This window comes from Selenomonas sp. FOBRC9, from assembly GCF_000287655.1.
Classification (GTDB): Bacteria; Bacillota; Negativicutes; order Selenomonadales; family Selenomonadaceae; genus Centipeda; species Centipeda artemidis.
In genome coordinates, this window is sequence record NZ_ALJR01000014.1 from 1 (window position 1) to 16,228 (window position 16,228).

The following is a 16,228-nucleotide window of genomic DNA, read 5'->3' on the forward strand; positions in this document are numbered from 1 at the left end:
TACTTTTGGTATGTGGTAAGGTCTGAGCGCATTTGTGTCACAGTGCCGCGTGTAATCTCCCGATACAAGGTAGAGCGGGAGATCTTCACCTGCTTTGCAATGTCAGTCTTTGACATACCGGTGGATAGGAGGGCAAAAATTTGTCCGCGCCGATATGGGTCTAGGTGTTTATATGAGCGCGTGGTTGTGGTAGAATGAGTATGGGACATGGCAGCACCTTCTGTTCTGTTTTTGTGGTGAAAACATTGTAACACATTGAGCGCTGCCTGTCCTTTTTTTCTGTCCCACTTCATTTTACCATGAACCATTGAAATTTCACCTGCAATGAAAAAAATGAAATTTTGTTCACAATATCACTTGCATTAGAATGATAAATGTGTTACATTAACACCCGTAAATTTCCTGTCTGTCATATGGTTCGTGGATGAATCATATGCCTTCGGAACGATTTGTCCGCCTTGGTGAATGCGCGCATTCGGGACTTGGCGGGGGGATTAGTGTCTGCACACTGCAATTTTTTATTAAGAAAGAATAGAGTGCATGGACGACCAAAGGGAGACGCAGGGAGTACGAGCCGGGCGACCGGCTTTTCTTTTTGCCCAAAATGGGGTAAAATAGGGGATACAGCGCTGAGATGCTTTATCTATTAGGCGCTTGCGCCGATAATATCATAGAGAAATATTGCGTTTTGCATTACACGGAGGTAAGCATATGCATATGTTTGAAACGATCGGCCGCATCGGCGACTACACACGGATGAAAAACCTGCGGCGTGATATGAACTACCGTCTGCGTACGGGACAGAGTTTGGCGCAGGCGCTCGGGATGCCGCAGGACATGAAGAAAACGCAGTCCGCCGCGCTCCTCCCACAGGTGCAGGAGAGCGATGAGCTGCGCTCTATGCGCATCCGGCAGAAGCTGCGGCAGGGGCAAAAGCTCTCGGGCGCGGATAAGGAGTACCTGAGGGATCACGATCCCGATCTCTATGAGAAGGTATCGCGTATTGAGGAACGCCGCGAGGAACTCGCCCGCGCCTTAAAGCGTGCCAAGACGAAGGAGGAGGCACTGCGTGCAGTCACGCTTGCGAACATCGCGGTGCTCGCGGAGATGCGCGCGACGGGCGGTGCAGAGGCACCGAGTCTCCGGAGTGCGGTGCAGGGCGGCGGAGGCGGTGCAGCTGCGGCGGGGACATCTGTTGCGTCTACCGCAGGAGCTGACGGCGTGCCGGATACGGGCGGAGAAGCCGCCGCTCTGGATATGCCGGCAGAGCCGAGCAGCGCGGAGATGAACGCCGCGATCGCGGGCGACGCGATCGGCAAGGATGCCGCGCCGGATGCCGCGGCGCAGCGTGCGGACACGGATGCGCCGGGCACGGAGGAATCCCCGCGCGAGGAAATGCCGCAGGCGACACAGGCGTTTGGCGGACACCGCGCGCTCACGCCTGCGGAAAAGGATGAGCTGCGCCGCTCCGCGCTGACGGGGACAAAGCTCACGCCGCTCGATACGGAGCACGTCTATCAACTGCGCGCCTATCAGCGCGAGTGGATGGAGTATTCGAACTCGAAGGCGTACAAGGAGCTGCCCGACACGCCGCTCGACGCGGCAAAGAAGGAGCTCGACAAAAAGCGCAAAAAATATCCGCACAGCGAAAATGCCCCTGCACTGCGTCCCGCACCCACGCCCGCTGAGATTCTCATGGCGGCGCAGCGGTACTACCACACGGCGCAGGTTAAGGAATTTTTCAGTATGCGCGGGTAGCGACAGATTATTATTATGGAAGGGAACTGCTATGTATACATTCAAAGGTGATCAATTTCCAAGCTTTCACGGCATCACGCCGCAGATTGACGAAGAGGCGTTCGTCGCCCCGCAGGTTTTTCTCTCGGGCGATGTGCGCCTTGCAAAATACGCGAGTCTCTGGCCGGGGGTCGTGGCGCGCGGCGATGTGGACTATATCTCGGTCGGAGAGTGCTCCAATATTCAAGATCTGACCTGCCTGCATGTGGCGGACAACAAGCCCTGCATCATCGGCGACTATGTGACGGTCGGACACTGCGCGTGCATCCACGGCTGTGAGATCGAGGATCACGTCCTCATCGGCATGGGCGCGACGGTGCTGACGGGCGCAAAGATCGGGCGCGGCTCGATCATCGCTGCGGGCGCGGTCGTCAAGGAGAACGCGGTGATCCCACCGAACTCGCTCGTGGCGGGCGTGCCGGGCAAGATCGTGCGTGAGAACATGGATCGCATCGCAACGATCCACGCGCAGGCGCTGAAATATAAATGCGAGTGGTCGGTCGAGTACGGCGTCTATCCCGAGATCGGCGGCGAACGCTATCACGGAGAGAAGATCATCTGATGGCGGACACGGAGCCCGCGCGCAAACTCCCGCACGGCGGTGAACAGCAGGTCAAGATGGAGATCGCGGGCATGATCCACGGCGGCGAGTCGCCGTACGACATCATCTATCATGTCGCACAGTGGCTCGAGCATACCTCCGGAGAGCCGGGCTATGCCGCCTACATCGAGGAGCAGATGCGCGCCGTCTACGGTCTTGCGCTCATGCACGTGCGTCCGATGGAGGACGAGCTGCGCGACGTGGAGGCGCGGCTCGTGCGCATCAGCGAAGCGTACCAAAAGCCGGAGTTCACCGAGGAGGAGAAGAAGCGCATCCGCTTTGCCATGGATCTGCATAAAAAGAACATCGTGCGGCTGAAGGAACTCATTGCCCGCGCAAAAGCGGATGGTACGTCCACGGATTTTGTGAAAAATTAAACGTACTTCATGTATATTTGTATACTAAGCGTTCCTTGTCTTGCGGGCATGGGACGCTTTGTGTTAGAATATCCACATTATTCCGCGCGGGGAGCGGGACTTTCGATGATGTTGGTATTGCGTACAGGAGGAAGAGACCATGAACATTTCTACCGTAAAGAAAATCCTTGCGGCGGGTGCGATTGCCGCACTCTCCACGGCGCTGCTCGTCGGCTGCGGCGGCGGGGACTCCGCCGGCGGAGAAAAGAAGTTCCTCAACATCGGCACGGGCGGAACGGCGGGGACGTACTACCCCATCGGGGGCGCGATCGCCGAGATACTGAACAAGGAGATCCCGGGCATGAATGCGAGTGCGCAGAGCACGGGCGCATCTGTCGCGAACATCAATATGCTGCGAGATAAGTCCATCGATCTCGCGACAGTGCAGAACGACATCACCTTTTACGCCGTGAACGGCACGGAGATGTTCGAGGGGAAAAAGGTGGAGGGGCTGCAGGGGATTGCATCCCTTTACCCTGAGACCTGCCAGTTCGTGACGCTCCAATCGTCCGGTATCAAGAGTCTCAGCGAGCTGAAGGGCAAGCGCGTCGCGGTCGGTGCGGCGGGTTCGGGCGTTGAGGCGAACGCGCGCCAGATCCTCGCGGCATACGGCATCACCTATGATGACATCGACGAGCAGTTTCTCTCGTTTGCTGAGGGCGCGAGCGCACTCAAGGACGGCAACGTGGATGTTGCCGTCCTGACGGCCGGCTACCCGACGGCGTCGGTGCAGGACATCGCTTCGCAGAACCCGGTGCGCCTGCTCCCCGTGGAGGAGAACGTTGCGGACGGGCTCATCGCCAAGTATCCGTTCTATACCAAGACCGTCATCCCTGCAGGGACATACGCGGGCTTTGACGAGGCGGTGCCGAGCGTCTCCGTGATGGCGATGCTCGTGGCGGGACCCTCGGTCGATGCGGCGATGGGGTACGACATCACGAAAGCGATCTTCACCCATCTCGACCGCCTGCAGGGCGCGCACGCCGTCGGCAAGCAGATTACGAAAGAAACTGCAAAAGCGGGCATGTCGCTCCCAATGAACGCGGGCGCGGAGAAGTATTTCGGCGAGTAAATGAGAGCCTATCTGATCGCGCTCCTTGCTGCGGCGGGGCTGGTCGCGTTTGACATCCTTTCGGCGCCCGCACTCCTCATGGAGGTGGACGGGCATCGGGAGGTGCTCACGGCACAGGTGAAGGATGAGGTACCGCTCACGATCCGGTTCATCCATTCGGTACAGAAAACGCCTGTCGAGGAATTCCTGACGGTACACGCGGACGGGCATTTTCACCTGACGGGGACGCGCTATCAATCACACGGCGTCGGGCTGCCCTTCCTCCCCGAGGAGGGGCAGTTTCGCCGCGAAGGCGACTATTTTGTCCTCGATATGGAGCGCGACTACCCGTCACTGAGTCTCCGAACGGGTGTCGGGACGCAGCTGCGCATCGAGGCGGCGGGGCGCGAGATTCCGCTCTATGAAATGTATGCGCCGGGGACGAAGGTAGACCTGTTTGTCGCGCCGCTGTATCGGGGGATATTTTAATCTCGGAGCAGATGCAGCATGATTTAGGTGTGACGCGGGATTTTGGCGCCTAGCTGTGTCACAATGACACGTTACGCCGCCGTATATCGTTACAGGGCACGGCACGCCGTGCCCCTACGGGGGCGGCATGGATCGTGACACGGGATTTTGGCACTTATAGGAGTTCTTTCATCGTGGGGGAGATTACCAAATACGCGCGTATGGTAGGGGCACGGCGTGCCGTGCCCGTGCCCTTGATCAATCAACGCGCGCCTTACATCGTGGGTAAATGCAGCTCTCCATGCGCACCGATAACAGGGGCGTCTGGTATCCCGTGATTTCATGATTATTTGCTGCGCTAAAAAATACACAAAGGAAGTGAATGATGCCGTATGAACGATAAGAATACAGTGAACACGGATGAGATCCTGAAAAAATACGACCGCGAGTCGGATACCGTGCATTACGAAGGGATTCCGAAGAAGATCATCGCCGCGATTGCGATCACGTTCTCCGTATTCCAGCTCTATACGGCGACGTTCGGCGTACTCGACGCACAGCTCCAGCGCGCGGTGCATCTCGGTTTTGGACTTGCGCTCGCGTATCTGCTCTATCCATTCCGGAGAAAATGGACGCGCGATGCGTTCTTTCACCCGATCGATGTCCTCTTTGCCGTCCTTGGTGCGGCGGCACCCGCGTACATCGTCATCCAGTACCGCGAACTCGTAACGCGTGCGGGCTCTGTCTCGGGGGTGGATACAGTCGTCGGCGTGCTTGGGATCTTGCTTGTCATCGAGGCGGCGCGTCGCGTTGTGGGGCTGCCGATGGTCACGGTCGTCCTCCTCTTCCTCGCATATGCGTTCCTCGGTCCCTATATGCCGGGCGTCCTCGCACATCGCGGGCTGACGCTCGAACAGCTCGTCGGGCATCTCTACTTCACGACGGAGGGGATCTTCGGCATCCCGCTCGGCGTCTCCTCTACGTTCATCTTCCTGTTCATCCTCTTCGGTGCGTACCTTGAGAGTACGGGGCTGGGGAAATTCTTCATCGACCTTGCCAATGCCGTCGCGGGCTGGGCGAGCGGCGGCCCCGCGAAAGTGGCCGTCCTCTCGAGCGGTCTTATGGGAACGGTCTCCGGCAGCTCGGTCGCCAACGTCGTCGGGACGGGCTCGCTCACGATTCCGATGATGAAAAAACTCGGCTACGATGCGAACTTCGCGGGCGCTGTCGAGGCGGCTGCCTCCACGGGCGGACAGCTCATGCCGCCCGTCATGGGGGCGGCGGCGTTCCTCATGGCGGAGTTCGTCGGCGTACCCTACATTGAGGTGGTCAAGGCGGCGGCGATCCCCGCACTCCTCTATTTCACAGGCGTTTGGCTCGGCGTCCACTTTGAAGCAAAGCGCAAAAACCTCAAGGGAATCCCGCGCAGCGAGCTGCCGAATCCCTTGACCCTGCTCAAGGAGCGCGGACACCTCGCTATTCCCCTCGTCGTCATCGTCTACCTCCTCGTCTCCGGCTATACGCCGATGCGCGCGGCGCTCGTCGCGATCGTGCTCTCCATCATCTGCGCCATGCTGCGGAGTTCCACACGGATGAAGCCGATGGAGATTGTCTATGGCCTCGAGCGCGGGGCAAAGGCTGTCCTCGGTGTCCTCATCGCGTGCGCAGCGGCAGGCATCATCATCGGTGTTGTGACCAAGACGGGCGTCGGGCTGCGCCTCGCCTCGGGGCTCATTGATGCGGCGGGCGGGATGCTGCTCCCCGCGATGTTCTTCACGATGATCACCGCCATCGTGCTCGGCATGGGCGTGCCGACGACGGCGAACTACGTCATTACCTCGACCATCGCCGCGCCCGCGCTCGTGCAGATGGGCGTGCCAATCCTCGCCGCACACATGTTTGTGTTCTACTTCGGTATCATTGCGGACGTCACGCCGCCCGTCGCACTTGCTGCTTATGCAGGCGCGGGGATCAGCGGCGGCAATCCTCTGAAAACAGGCGTCCACGCGTCGAAACTCGCAGTCGCGGCGTTTATCATCCCGTACATCTTCGTGCTCTCACCCGTCATTCTCATGGTGGATGCGACGCCGTTCGCACTCGTCACGGCGACGCTCACCGCGCTCGTCGGCATGATCGCCGTCAGCTCCGCACTTTGCGGATTCCTTGCGGACGACTGCAAGCTTTATGAGCGCGTTCTGCTCGTCATGGCGGGGCTGCTGATGATCAAGCCCGGCAGTACGACCGATATGATCGGACTTGTTCTCTTTGCCGCGATACTTGTGATACAGAATCTGCGGAAAAAGAGAAAAAATCGCGAATAAATATGAAAACAGGCGCATCCGACCGGCGACAGCGCTTGTTTTTTAATTATGGAGGAAAATCGTCGTTTTGAAACAAATGATTTGCCATAGCGGCATTTGTGTGCTATGATATGCGCATATGATGCATGAAAGGGGTGAGGGGAGTGGCACATGCACAGACGGTCATTGGGAAGGGGAAAACCGGTGACGTGAAAGGGGCTTCGTCGGCGACGGTTCCATTTTACAGCACGGAGAACGCAGTACATGCGGAGACGGACATCAGGCAAGTGGGACAGAGCCGAAAGAACCCCTTGCCGCTCAAAGACATGAAGTCCTTCCGACGCGCGCCGCAGGCAAGCGGCATTCTGAAAAACGAAGCGCGGTAACACCTGCCCCCCCCCGGCGATGCGATGCATCGGCGGGGGATTTTTTTACAAGCAGATAATGTTGATAGAATATGAACTGTGCGCCATCATAGACGTTAGTTCTGTTCGTGCATGAAGTTGGTATCACACGGAGGTTTGAGTGACGCGGGCTTTTGTGCCTAGCGTCGTTATTCGTACGGCGCGATACGTTACGCCGCCCTAAATCGTTTGAGGGCACGGCACGCCGTGCCCCTACGGGGGCGGCATGGGTTGATCGGATTTCGTAAAGAGGGCGCCTTCCTCGCGTTCACTGGAGTTCCTAACTATGCATCGAAACTTCCGCATCACTCAGGTTACGGTTTGGCGTGCGATTTTTGCGCATCGCCCTGTCATTACATCGTGGGAAAACTATCGACATATGCGCGCCTTGTAGGGGCACGGCGTGCCGTGCCCTCTTGCAAATAATGCGCGCGTATCTCCAAGAGGGGATGACGGCAATAAAAAAGCCGGAGCGAGACTGTATTTTACACAATCTCACTCCGGCTCTTTTTGCGTTCTCATGCGTTTTGTGATGCGCCGTCTGCCGTATCCGCCGGCGATTTCTTCCGGCGCAGGACGGCGTATGCCGTGCCGGCGACGAGGAGAAAGAGGAGGGCGGCGGTGCCGATGAGGGCGGGCTTGTGCCACATGCGGAACGCGACCTCGATCTTTGTAGATTCGCCCGTGGTGAGCGTCTTGCCGAGGTTCCACGTCAGCGTCTTGCCGTCATCGGAAATGCGGTCGGCGTTCGAGGAGGTCGGCGTGACCGGCAGCGTCATCTCATAGGTGAACGTGATGTTGCTCGCGAACGCACCCGCGCCGCCGCCGCTCTCCGTCCCGCTGAAGATGAGATCAAAATTCCAGTCGTCGTAGAAAAACGACTTTGCCGCCGTAATCCCCACGTTTTTCCCCTCGTGTGCGGCGAAAAAGTCCACGTCGGAGAGCTTATCGAGTGTCGCGTAATGCTCCGAGATCTCGTAGCCCGACATATTGTTGTCCTTCGTCACGGGCGTCACCTGCGCATCCGGATTTTTCTCCACCGCCGCCGCCTTGCTCTGCTCTACGATCTCCGCGAGCATCGGCACGCTGACGAGCGTCGTCTTCAGATCCGCGCTGCCGTCGTCGTTGACGACGAGGTTCACGTCGCCGCTGAAACAGCCGCTCGTCACTGCGAGCAGTCCGAAGAGCAGCGCGGCAAACGCCGTGCGCACGCACTGTGCGTAGTTCTTCCGTACCATGATTGCCTCCCATCGGTTCACCGTTGCTTCCGTTTGTATTCTAGCAGAGCGCAAATACTTTGGCAAGGTGTACATTGAGAACCGTTATTTTCTTTGTCAACACAGTTGACAGAAAAACATATATGTTATAAAGTGCATGATACATAGTAAAACTATATGTTTGAAAATGTTAGGAGAGATGACGATGGCTGCGACACGAGAAGCAGGACATGAGCACATCCACACGCATGGGCATGACCACACCCATGCGCACGATCACGGACATGACCACACGCACGATCATGATCATCCGCATGATCATGAGCACGTGCAGGACAAGTGGCACGCACACACGCATGACGCGGCGCATCCGCATACGCACGGCGGCGTGAACGACTACATGCAGGCGATCTCGGCGTACCGCAAGACGTTCCCGTCGCGTCAGCAGGTGCTCGAGCAGACGCCCGACCCCGCGGTGCGCGAGATGCTGCTCTACATGGAGCAGATCGGCTGCGACACGGCGTTCGATCGGTTCGACAAGCAGCAGCCGCAGTGCGCGTTCGGCATGGCGGGTGTCTGCTGCAAGAACTGCAACATGGGGCCCTGCAAGATCACGCCGAAGAGCCCGCGCGGCATCTGCGGCGCGGATGCCGACCTCATCGTCGCGCGCAACCTCCTGCGCAGCGCGGCGGGCGGCGTCGCACAGCACGGCGCACATGCGCGCGAGGTGCTCCTCTCGCTGAAATTTGCCGCCGAGGGGAAACTGAAACTGCCGCTGCTTGGCGCCAAGCGCATCCGCGAGGTCGCCCATGCCTTTGGCATCACGACGCGCGGACAGAGCACAAAGCGGCTCGCGGGCAAACTCGCCGACGTCCTCCTCGCAGATCTTTCGCGCGCGCTCCCCGAGGAGTACCGCTCCATCGCCGCGCTCGCGCCCGCCGAGCGGAAAAAGGTTTGGAAGAAGCTCGACATCCTCCCCATCAGCGCGTACAATGAGGTGTTCGACGCCTTTCACCGCACGGGCTGCGGCACGGACGGCGACTGGGAGAGCGTTATGAAACAGTTCCTGCGCTGCGGGCTCGCGTTTTGCTATACGGGCGTCGTCGCAGCAAACATTGCGACGGACGCGCTCTTTGGCGTCGGACACCGCGCCACCTCGAAGGTCAACGTCGGCGCGCTCAAAAAGGGCTGGGTCAACATCGCCGTCCACGGGCATCTGCCGACGCTCGTCAGCGAGATCGTCCGTATCGGACGCTCCGCGGAGATGACTGCACTCGCGAAGGAGCACGGCGCGGAGGGCATACAGTTCTACGGCATCTGCTGCTCCTGCCTTGCGGCGATGTACCGCTACGAGGGCGTCATTCCGCTCTCGAACGCGGTCGGCGCGGAGCTTGTCCTCGGCACGGGCGCGCTAGATCTCTGGGTTGCGGACGTGCAGGACGTATTCCCGTCGATTATGGATGTCGCGCGCTGCTTTAAGACCACGGTCGTCACGACGAGCGATGCCGCACGCCTGCCGGGCGCGGAGCACTATGCCTATGACCATTACCATTCGAACATCGGCGAGACCGAGAACATTGCGAAGAAGATCGTCACGCGCGCCATCGAGAGTTTTGCCGCACGGCGCGACGTACCCGTCTTTATCCCCGCGTACGAGGTGACGGCGGAGATCGGGTTCAGCGCGGAGTCCGTAGGGGCGCGGTACCGGGGCTTCGGCGCGATCGCAGACGCGCTCAAATCGGGGCAGATTCGCGGCATCGTCAACATGGTCGGGTGCAACAACCCGCGCGTCGTCTACGAGCGCGCCATTGTGGACATCGCCGAGGCGCTCATCAAAAACGACATCCTCATCTTTACCAACGGATGCGCGTCCTTCCCCCTGCTGAAACTCGGCTATTGCAGCCTCACAGCGCTCGACAAGACGGGTGCGGGACTGCGTGCCTTCCTCGGCGCCGATCAGCCGCCCGTCTGGCACATGGGCGAGTGCGTGGACAACACGCGCGCATCGACCATCCTCGGCGCGACGGCAGCCGCTGCGGGCATCGATATCAAGGACATGCCGTATGCGTTCACCAGCCCCGAGTGGGCGAACGAAAAGGGGCTCGACGCATCGCTCGCGTTCCGCCTGTTCGGCATCAACTCCTATCACTGTGTCGAACCGCCCGTACAGGGATCAACCAACGTCGAGAACTTTCTTAAGCGCGACACGGCGGAGACGCTCGGTGCGGTCATGACCGTCAACACCGACCCGAAGGCACTCGCGGCAAAGATCATCGAGGACATCGACGCCGCGCGCGCGGCACTTGGCTGGGCGGACTGCGGCGCGCCCGTCCGCACCGCCCCGCCGACATTCGCACTGCACGCTCCTGAAGCTGCGGGCATCGGCGCATGAAAAAACTTGACATGAAGCAAACGCCAAGGTATATGATAAAAATGAAGCAAAGGAGGTTTTTCAAATGAGCGATAAAAAATATACGGTCATTACGGGCGCGAGTTCCGGCATCGGCTATGCGGCGGCAAAGGCGTTCGCGGCACGCGGCAAGAACCTCATCGTCACCGCGCGGCGCGAGACGCAGCTCGCCAGCCTGCGCGACGAGATCATGGCGGCGCATCCCGGCGTAGAAGTCGTCGTCAAGACGGCGGATCTGTCCGTACCGGAGAACGCGCACCGGCTCTATGACGAGCTGCGCGCCTATGGGATCGAGACGTGGGTGAACAATGCGGGATTCGGCAGCTACGGGAGCGTCGCGGAGCAGAATCTCACAAAAATCGAATCCATTCTGCGGCTCAACATCGAGGCGCTGACGATTCTCTCGACCCTCTTTGTGCACGACTACCGCGATGCGGCGGGCGCGCAGCTCATCAACATCTCCTCCTGCGGCGGCTATACGATCGTGCCGACGGCGGTCACCTACTGCGCGACGAAGTTCTATGTGAGCGCGTTCACAGAGGGGCTGGCACAGGAACTCATCGCATCGGGCGCAAAGCTGCGCGCGAAGGTACTCGCGCCCGCGGCGACCGCAACCGAGTTCGGCAAGGTCGCCAACGACGTGGAGACCTACGACTACAACGCGCGGTTCGGCACCTATCACACGGCGGAGCAGATGGCGGACTTCCTCCTCAGGCTCTACGACAACGACAAGATTCTCGGGCGCGTCGACCGCGAGACCTACGAGTTCGAGCTCACGGACCCGCTCCTTCCCTATGCGGCGGGTTCGAGCAGGAATCAGAAGTGTGAGGAGGAGCCCAATAAGGATACGATAGACGCGTTGTATGAGGCGGAACAAATTGTTAATGACCCTGCGGTAGTGCGTTATACGGACGTAGAAGAAGCGTTGAAGGAACTGAAACGATAGGCTTTTATACAATATCATGTGAGGATTCTTTCGTTTCACATAGGAAAAGATTATACTGCGACCTGTTGTCATGGTAAAAAAACTTCGCTATAATAGGAGAGGACCAATATTCGGATACTCCTGTGACGAATTGACCTATTGCTAATGAGAATCACTTCGGCTATAATAGCGAGAGACTGGGATTTTATTGATGTGCGCCGCTTTACTGTGCACATTTAGCAAAAGGGGGAGATATTCGTGCGCTGCCCGGACTTTGAGCATTTGCTTGGCTATCATGCCGCACCCCTGCTCGCAGGGCTGACGTCAGGGAGTCTCTTGTCGTTCCAAAAGAGCCGGTTTGAGGATTTTGAGGGGCTGCTCGCCTCTTATGAGCCCTGTTTTTCCTGCAAAGGTATCTCGACGTTCCGCGTTGCGGAGGGGACGGAGTACGTCCTCATTCTCTTTTACCGGGCGGAGCTGGCGGAGCGTGCGCTCGCCGCACCCGGGGCAAAGGAGATCCTTGCGGGCGCGGGCTACCGCGATACGGACAGCATGGAAGACCGACTGGAGTTCCTGCGCCTGCGGATGCGTGTGCGCAAGACGCTGCCGCCGGAGGTGGGGCTGTTCCTCGGCTATCCGCCGGAGGATGTGCAGGCTTTTATTGCGCGGCGGGGACAGGATTTTCTTTACAGCGGATATTGGAAGGTCTACACGAACGAGGCAGAGGCGCGTGCGCTCTTTGAGCGGTACTCTGCCTGCACGCAGGAGTTCTGTACGCGGCTCGAGGCGGGACGTCCGCTCGCAGAGCTGGTGCAGGCGGTTTAGCAGGAGCGCATCGCGCTTCGCAGTTCTTTTGAGGAGGATTTCACATGGCAAAAGCAGCGGTTGTGTACTGGTCGGGCACGGGCAACACGGAAAAGATGGCGGAGGGCGTTCGCGCAGGTATCGAAGGTGCAGGCGCGGAGGTTGAGCTCTTCGAGGTGGACAGCTTCTCCGTCGACCAGATTGACGGCTTTGACGGTCTCGCGCTCGGATGCCCCTCGATGGGTGCCGAGGAGCTCGAGGAAGGTTCGTTTGAGCCGTTCTTTGCAGGCGCCGTCGACAGCGGAAAGCTCTCCGGCAAGCCGGTCGTGCTCTTCGGCTCGTGGGGCTGGGGCGCAGGCGCTTGGATGGAGACGTGGAAAGAGCGCACGACGGATGCCGGCGCAAAACTCGTCGATACGTTCATTGTAGAGAACGAGCCGGATGACGAGGGTATGGAGGGGTGCAAGAACCTCGGCGCTGCCCTTGCCGGCGCACTCTAAGCCATAGACGCACATAGGGAAAAGAGTCGCTTCGCGTGGAGCGGCTCTTTTTTGTGTCTCATCTGTGGAGGATTTTTCAAGGAGGCCGGCGAAATATATACCAAGTATTTTGTGCATTTTGCCGTAGTGTCCTGCTGCGGCTGATCACATATGAGAGATATGAGGGAATCGGGAAGGGGAACATCTATGGAGACTGAGGCAGCATCAAGCGCTGTGCAGGCGGTTGGGTTCATTCACCCCGTCATGGCGGATGTGATGACGATACTGTCGTTTGTCCTTGTCGTGGCGAGTGTTGGGATCGCCTCCGTCGCGACATACTACGCGTGGCGGCAGACGGGCGGCACGGTGGATACGATTGAGGGACATGTCTCGTGGCTGCGCACGGAGGCAGAGCGCCTTTCGGCGGAGATACAGGCGTCCGTGCAAAAGGATTCGGAAACCGCGGCAAAGGTGCAGTCGCTCAGAGATGAAATTGAAAGCCTTGGCGCACGCATCGCGCAGATTGATACGGACGTTGCGGAATTGAAGGAGCGTCCTCCTGCGGCGCTCGCACCGGAGCCGGAACCCGAACCGGAGCCTGCCCCGCCGCCCGCCCCCGACCCGGAGCCGGAGGAGGAGATCGATCTCGATGCGCTCCTTGAGAGCAAGCCGATTTGGCAGGAATTTCTCGACGACTATCACGCGCTGCGTGAGACATTTTCCGCCGAGCGCGGCACGGAGCTCTGCCTGCCGCTGATTGCCAAATACGGGCTGCATCTGCTTGTGTGCAGCGATCACGCGGCGGTGGAGGACGGCAAGAATATGCCGAAATTCGAGACGGTTGAGGATATCGGCGAGGCGACGTTCTGGGCATATGGCATCCCGGGGCAGCCGGGGGATTTTGCCGTCGTGCCGAGCCCCATGTTCCCGTACGATAAGCATATGCACGACGAAGGGGGCATGAAGGAGACCTTCGCAGCACGCTACGAGGACGGCAAGATTTACGAGAAGCTCACGGTCGATATGCCCGCGCTCTTCTCGCAGAAAAATGACAAGTGGCACATCGAGCAGCCGGGACTCATTAAGCTCGAGGGATAGGGAATCCCTTAAAAAAGGGCTGCTGCACAAATGTGTGCAGCAGCCCGTTTCTAACGTCCTGTCCCTCTTGTATCCCTGCGCCCGATATAGTAAAATAACGTGGAATTAAAATGCACGGAGGGAACGATATGGTCGTTGAAATCGTCAGTGTGGGGACGGAGCTCCTCATGGGCAGCATCGTGAATACGAATGCGTGCCACATCGCGCGGCGGCTTGCTCATTTGGGGCTTGATGCATACTATCAGACGGTTGTCGGGGACAATCCGGAGCGTCTGCGCGCCGCTCTTGACGTGGCTTTTACGCGCTGTGACTGTGTGATCACGACGGGCGGACTCGGCCCCACGAAGGACGACCTGACGAAGGAGATGCTGCTCTCTTATTTCGGCTGCACCCCGACCGAGGATGCGGAGGCGCTGCGCCGTCTCGAGGAGCGCGCCGCGCGTCGGGGCGTCCCGCTCACGGAGAGTATGCGCAAGCAGGCAACTGTTCCCGCAGGGGCGATCGTCCTCCAGAACAACAACGGCACCGCCCCCGGCGTCATCATCGAGAAGGATGGGCGCGCGTGCATCATGCTCCCGGGACCGCCGAAAGAGATGATCCCGATGTTCGATGAGGCGTGCAGCGTTTTTCTCCGGTCAAAGAGCGACAAGGTATTCGTATCCATGAATATCAAACTCTTCACAATGGCGGAAAAGGGATTGCTCGTCGGAGAGTCGCCTGTCGCCGACCGGCTCGGCGCACTCGTGGACGGAGCGAACCCGACCGTTGCGACTTATGCGAAGGAGGACGGCGTGCTCGTGCGCGTGACCGCCGCCGCCCCCACGCACGAGGAGGGGCGCGCCCTCATGGCGCCGACCGTTGCCGCCGCGAAAGAAGCGATTGGCGCAGAGTATATCAAATATGTGGAAGAGGACTAAATGCGATTTGAGATACTGCGGCGGGGCACCTATCTGCTCCTTGCCGTTCTTGTTTTATGCGGCGCAGTGCATACAGACGCCGCGGCAAGGCAGGTGCCGCGCGGAGCAGCGCAGGTGAATCCTGTGGCGGAGAAAAAAATAACATCCGTGCGGCTGCACTGGAAGCCCTTTGCGGGGGCAGTCCGCTACGCTGTGCGCATCCTGCGCGGCAGTCCGAGCGCGGGGATGAAAGAGGTCGCTCTGCTCAGCCGCGTCTATACGACGGGCGTTGCCGTACCTCTTGCGGCGTATGGCGATGCGGCGGAGCTGTACTGGACGGTGCAGCCGCTCTCCTACGACGGCACGCCGATCGGGCGTGAGAGCGAGCCGCGTGCACTCTCGCAGGAGGAGAAGAATCCGACCGCGCCGCTTCTAACCACAGAGTTTGATGCGATGGCATACGCACCGCTCTACCCGGTGTACTCGTGGATCCCCCTGCCCGGGATGCAGCATCACGAGGTGGAGGTTGAGCGGCGGGACGGCGCGCGGAGCGTCCATGTGAGCACACTGCGCGCGGGGGAATATGACGTCTACGACGATCGCGCCTACCGCACGCCGGGGCATTACGTTTACCGCGTACGCGGCGTGACAGCTGCGGGCGCGCCGCTCTCGGACTGGTCGGAGGAGGGCTCCTTTGACGTTGCGGGCAACACGCCGATTGCCGCCCTCGGCGACAGCATCACGCACGGCGGCGGCGCGATTACCCTGCCGCCGTCCTATACACTATATGACTGGGAGACCTACTGCGCCGTGCCGGTGAAAAATCTCGGCAGAAGCGGCGACACGACTGCCGATCTCCTTGCACGGTTTGACAGCGATGTGCTCCCCTTTGCCCCGCATGTGCTCATCATCATGGCAGGGGTGAACGACTATCGATCGGGTGTCTACGGTGCGGAGAGCGTCCGCAATCTCGCCGCCCTGCGCGACCGGTGCGCGGCGCACGGCATCACGCCGATTTTTCTCACCGCACCCCCCATTCGCCCCGCGCTCATGCGCGCGCGCATGGACATCATGGCGCCGCCGTCCGACTGGTGGGCACACCGCGACTACATCAACAACTGGGTCATGCAGCAGGAATACTGCATCGACGTCGCGACCGCGCTCTCCGATGCGAACGGGCAGCTCGAGGAGGCGTACACAACGGACGGACTGCATCCCGATCTCATGGGGAAAAAATACATCGGCGAGCAGGTTGATCTCTATCTGCGCGAGCACTTCGAGTGGGCAAGTTATGAGGCGCTGCATCATGCGCAGCGGGGAAAGGCAGCCGCCGCAGCGGAGGACGGCAAATAACGGCGTGTC

16 protein-coding genes are annotated in these 16,228 nt (G+C 59.6%); 14 read left to right on the forward strand and 2 right to left on the reverse strand.

Features of this window, described 5'->3' with window-relative positions; translation table 11 throughout:
• A partial coding sequence (locus HMPREF1147_RS12395; RefSeq protein WP_156791295.1) for a helix-turn-helix domain-containing protein occupies positions 1–308 on the reverse strand: 308 nt, incomplete at its 3' end.
• 403 nt (positions 309–711) lie between these two features.
• Here HMPREF1147_RS12395 and HMPREF1147_RS03610 point away from each other — a divergent pair.
• The 7 genes from HMPREF1147_RS03610 (at position 712) to HMPREF1147_RS03640 (ending at position 7,019) form a co-directional block, all read left to right on the forward strand.
• Positions 712–1,758, forward strand: a complete 1,047-nt coding sequence (locus tag HMPREF1147_RS03610; RefSeq protein WP_009657760.1) for a hypothetical protein — start codon at positions 712–714, stop codon at positions 1,756–1,758.
• A 31-nt stretch (positions 1,759–1,789) separates the two neighbouring features.
• Complete coding sequence (locus HMPREF1147_RS03615; protein WP_009350628.1) at positions 1,790–2,359, forward strand: gamma carbonic anhydrase family protein; 570 nt, start codon at positions 1,790–1,792, stop codon at positions 2,357–2,359.
• On the forward strand, positions 2,359–2,775 hold the full coding sequence (locus HMPREF1147_RS03620) for a hypothetical protein (protein WP_009657754.1): 417 nt from the start codon (positions 2,359–2,361) through the stop codon (positions 2,773–2,775). Before HMPREF1147_RS03615 ends, HMPREF1147_RS03620 begins: the two co-directional genes overlap by 1 nt.
• A gap of 139 nt (positions 2,776–2,914) precedes the next feature.
• The gene (locus HMPREF1147_RS03625) at positions 2,915–3,886 is read left to right on the forward strand and encodes a TAXI family TRAP transporter solute-binding subunit (RefSeq protein WP_009657745.1); all 972 of its coding nucleotides are present in this window, start codon (positions 2,915–2,917) and stop codon (positions 3,884–3,886) included.
• Positions 3,887–4,354 (forward strand): DUF1850 domain-containing protein, encoded by a 468-nt coding sequence (locus tag HMPREF1147_RS03630; RefSeq protein ID WP_009657741.1) that lies wholly within the window; start codon positions 3,887–3,889, stop codon positions 4,352–4,354.
• Between the two features lie 371 nt (positions 4,355–4,725).
• On the forward strand, positions 4,726–6,654 hold the full coding sequence (locus HMPREF1147_RS03635) for a TRAP transporter permease (RefSeq protein ID WP_009439366.1): 1,929 nt from the start codon (positions 4,726–4,728) through the stop codon (positions 6,652–6,654).
• A gap of 143 nt (positions 6,655–6,797) precedes the next feature.
• Positions 6,798–7,019, forward strand: coding sequence for a hypothetical protein (locus tag HMPREF1147_RS03640; RefSeq protein ID WP_009657733.1), 222 nt, complete (start codon positions 6,798–6,800; stop codon positions 7,017–7,019).
• Positions 7,020–7,555: 536 nt separating this feature from the next.
• Here the strand turns inward: HMPREF1147_RS03640 and HMPREF1147_RS03645 are convergent.
• On the reverse strand, positions 7,556–8,275 hold the full coding sequence (locus HMPREF1147_RS03645; RefSeq protein ID WP_009657732.1) for a hypothetical protein: 720 nt from the start codon (positions 8,273–8,275) through the stop codon (positions 7,556–7,558).
• A gap of 184 nt (positions 8,276–8,459) precedes the next feature.
• Here HMPREF1147_RS03645 and cooS point away from each other — a divergent pair, with 184 nt between their 5' ends.
• The 7 genes from cooS to HMPREF1147_RS03680 all read left to right on the forward strand — a co-directional run bounded on the left by cooS (position 8,460) and on the right by HMPREF1147_RS03680 (position 16,219).
• Positions 8,460–10,646, forward strand: coding sequence for an anaerobic carbon-monoxide dehydrogenase catalytic subunit (cooS, locus tag HMPREF1147_RS03650; RefSeq protein WP_009657749.1), 2,187 nt, complete (start codon positions 8,460–8,462; stop codon positions 10,644–10,646).
• A 64-nt stretch (positions 10,647–10,710) separates the two neighbouring features.
• A complete protein-coding gene (locus tag HMPREF1147_RS03655; RefSeq protein WP_009657756.1) occupies positions 10,711–11,610 on the forward strand; it encodes an SDR family oxidoreductase in 900 nt (299 codons plus the stop codon).
• A gap of 237 nt (positions 11,611–11,847) precedes the next feature.
• On the forward strand, positions 11,848–12,414 hold the full coding sequence (locus HMPREF1147_RS03660) for a DUF3793 family protein (protein ID WP_009657758.1): 567 nt from the start codon (positions 11,848–11,850) through the stop codon (positions 12,412–12,414).
• Between the two features lie 44 nt (positions 12,415–12,458).
• Entirely contained in the window at positions 12,459–12,893 is a 435-nt protein-coding gene (locus tag HMPREF1147_RS03665) for a flavodoxin (RefSeq protein ID WP_009350639.1), read from the forward strand.
• A gap of 186 nt (positions 12,894–13,079) precedes the next feature.
• Positions 13,080–13,970 (forward strand): hypothetical protein, encoded by an 891-nt coding sequence (locus tag HMPREF1147_RS03670; RefSeq protein ID WP_009657738.1) that lies wholly within the window; start codon positions 13,080–13,082, stop codon positions 13,968–13,970.
• Between the two features lie 128 nt (positions 13,971–14,098).
• The gene (locus HMPREF1147_RS03675; protein WP_009657737.1) at positions 14,099–14,887 is read left to right on the forward strand and encodes a molybdopterin-binding protein; all 789 of its coding nucleotides are present in this window, start codon (positions 14,099–14,101) and stop codon (positions 14,885–14,887) included.
• Complete coding sequence (locus HMPREF1147_RS03680) at positions 14,888–16,219, forward strand: GDSL-type esterase/lipase family protein (protein WP_009439503.1); 1,332 nt, start codon at positions 14,888–14,890, stop codon at positions 16,217–16,219.
• Positions 16,220–16,228: the final 9 nt, after the last annotated feature.

Coding starts and splice junctions, on each gene's coding strand:
- cooS (WP_009657749.1), top strand. CDS start 8,460: ATGGCTGCGACACGAGAAGCAGGACATGAGCACATCCACACGCATGGG.
- HMPREF1147_RS03635 (WP_009439366.1), top strand. CDS start 4,726: ATGAACGATAAGAATACAGTGAACACGGATGAGATCCTGAAAAAATAC.
- HMPREF1147_RS03620 (WP_009657754.1), top strand. CDS start 2,359: ATGGCGGACACGGAGCCCGCGCGCAAACTCCCGCACGGCGGTGAACAG.
- HMPREF1147_RS03675 (WP_009657737.1), top strand. CDS start 14,099: ATGGTCGTTGAAATCGTCAGTGTGGGGACGGAGCTCCTCATGGGCAGC.
- HMPREF1147_RS03615 (WP_009350628.1), top strand. CDS start 1,790: ATGTATACATTCAAAGGTGATCAATTTCCAAGCTTTCACGGCATCACG.
- HMPREF1147_RS03610 (WP_009657760.1), top strand. CDS start 712: ATGCATATGTTTGAAACGATCGGCCGCATCGGCGACTACACACGGATG.
- HMPREF1147_RS03665 (WP_009350639.1), top strand. CDS start 12,459: ATGGCAAAAGCAGCGGTTGTGTACTGGTCGGGCACGGGCAACACGGAA.
- HMPREF1147_RS03655 (WP_009657756.1), top strand. CDS start 10,711: ATGAGCGATAAAAAATATACGGTCATTACGGGCGCGAGTTCCGGCATC.
- HMPREF1147_RS03680 (WP_009439503.1), top strand. CDS start 14,888: ATGCGATTTGAGATACTGCGGCGGGGCACCTATCTGCTCCTTGCCGTT.
- HMPREF1147_RS03630 (WP_009657741.1), top strand. CDS start 3,887: ATGAGAGCCTATCTGATCGCGCTCCTTGCTGCGGCGGGGCTGGTCGCG.
- HMPREF1147_RS03645 (WP_009657732.1), bottom strand. CDS start 8,275: ATGGTACGGAAGAACTACGCACAGTGCGTGCGCACGGCGTTTGCCGCG.
- HMPREF1147_RS03670 (WP_009657738.1), top strand. CDS start 13,080: ATGGAGACTGAGGCAGCATCAAGCGCTGTGCAGGCGGTTGGGTTCATT.
- HMPREF1147_RS03625 (WP_009657745.1), top strand. CDS start 2,915: ATGAACATTTCTACCGTAAAGAAAATCCTTGCGGCGGGTGCGATTGCC.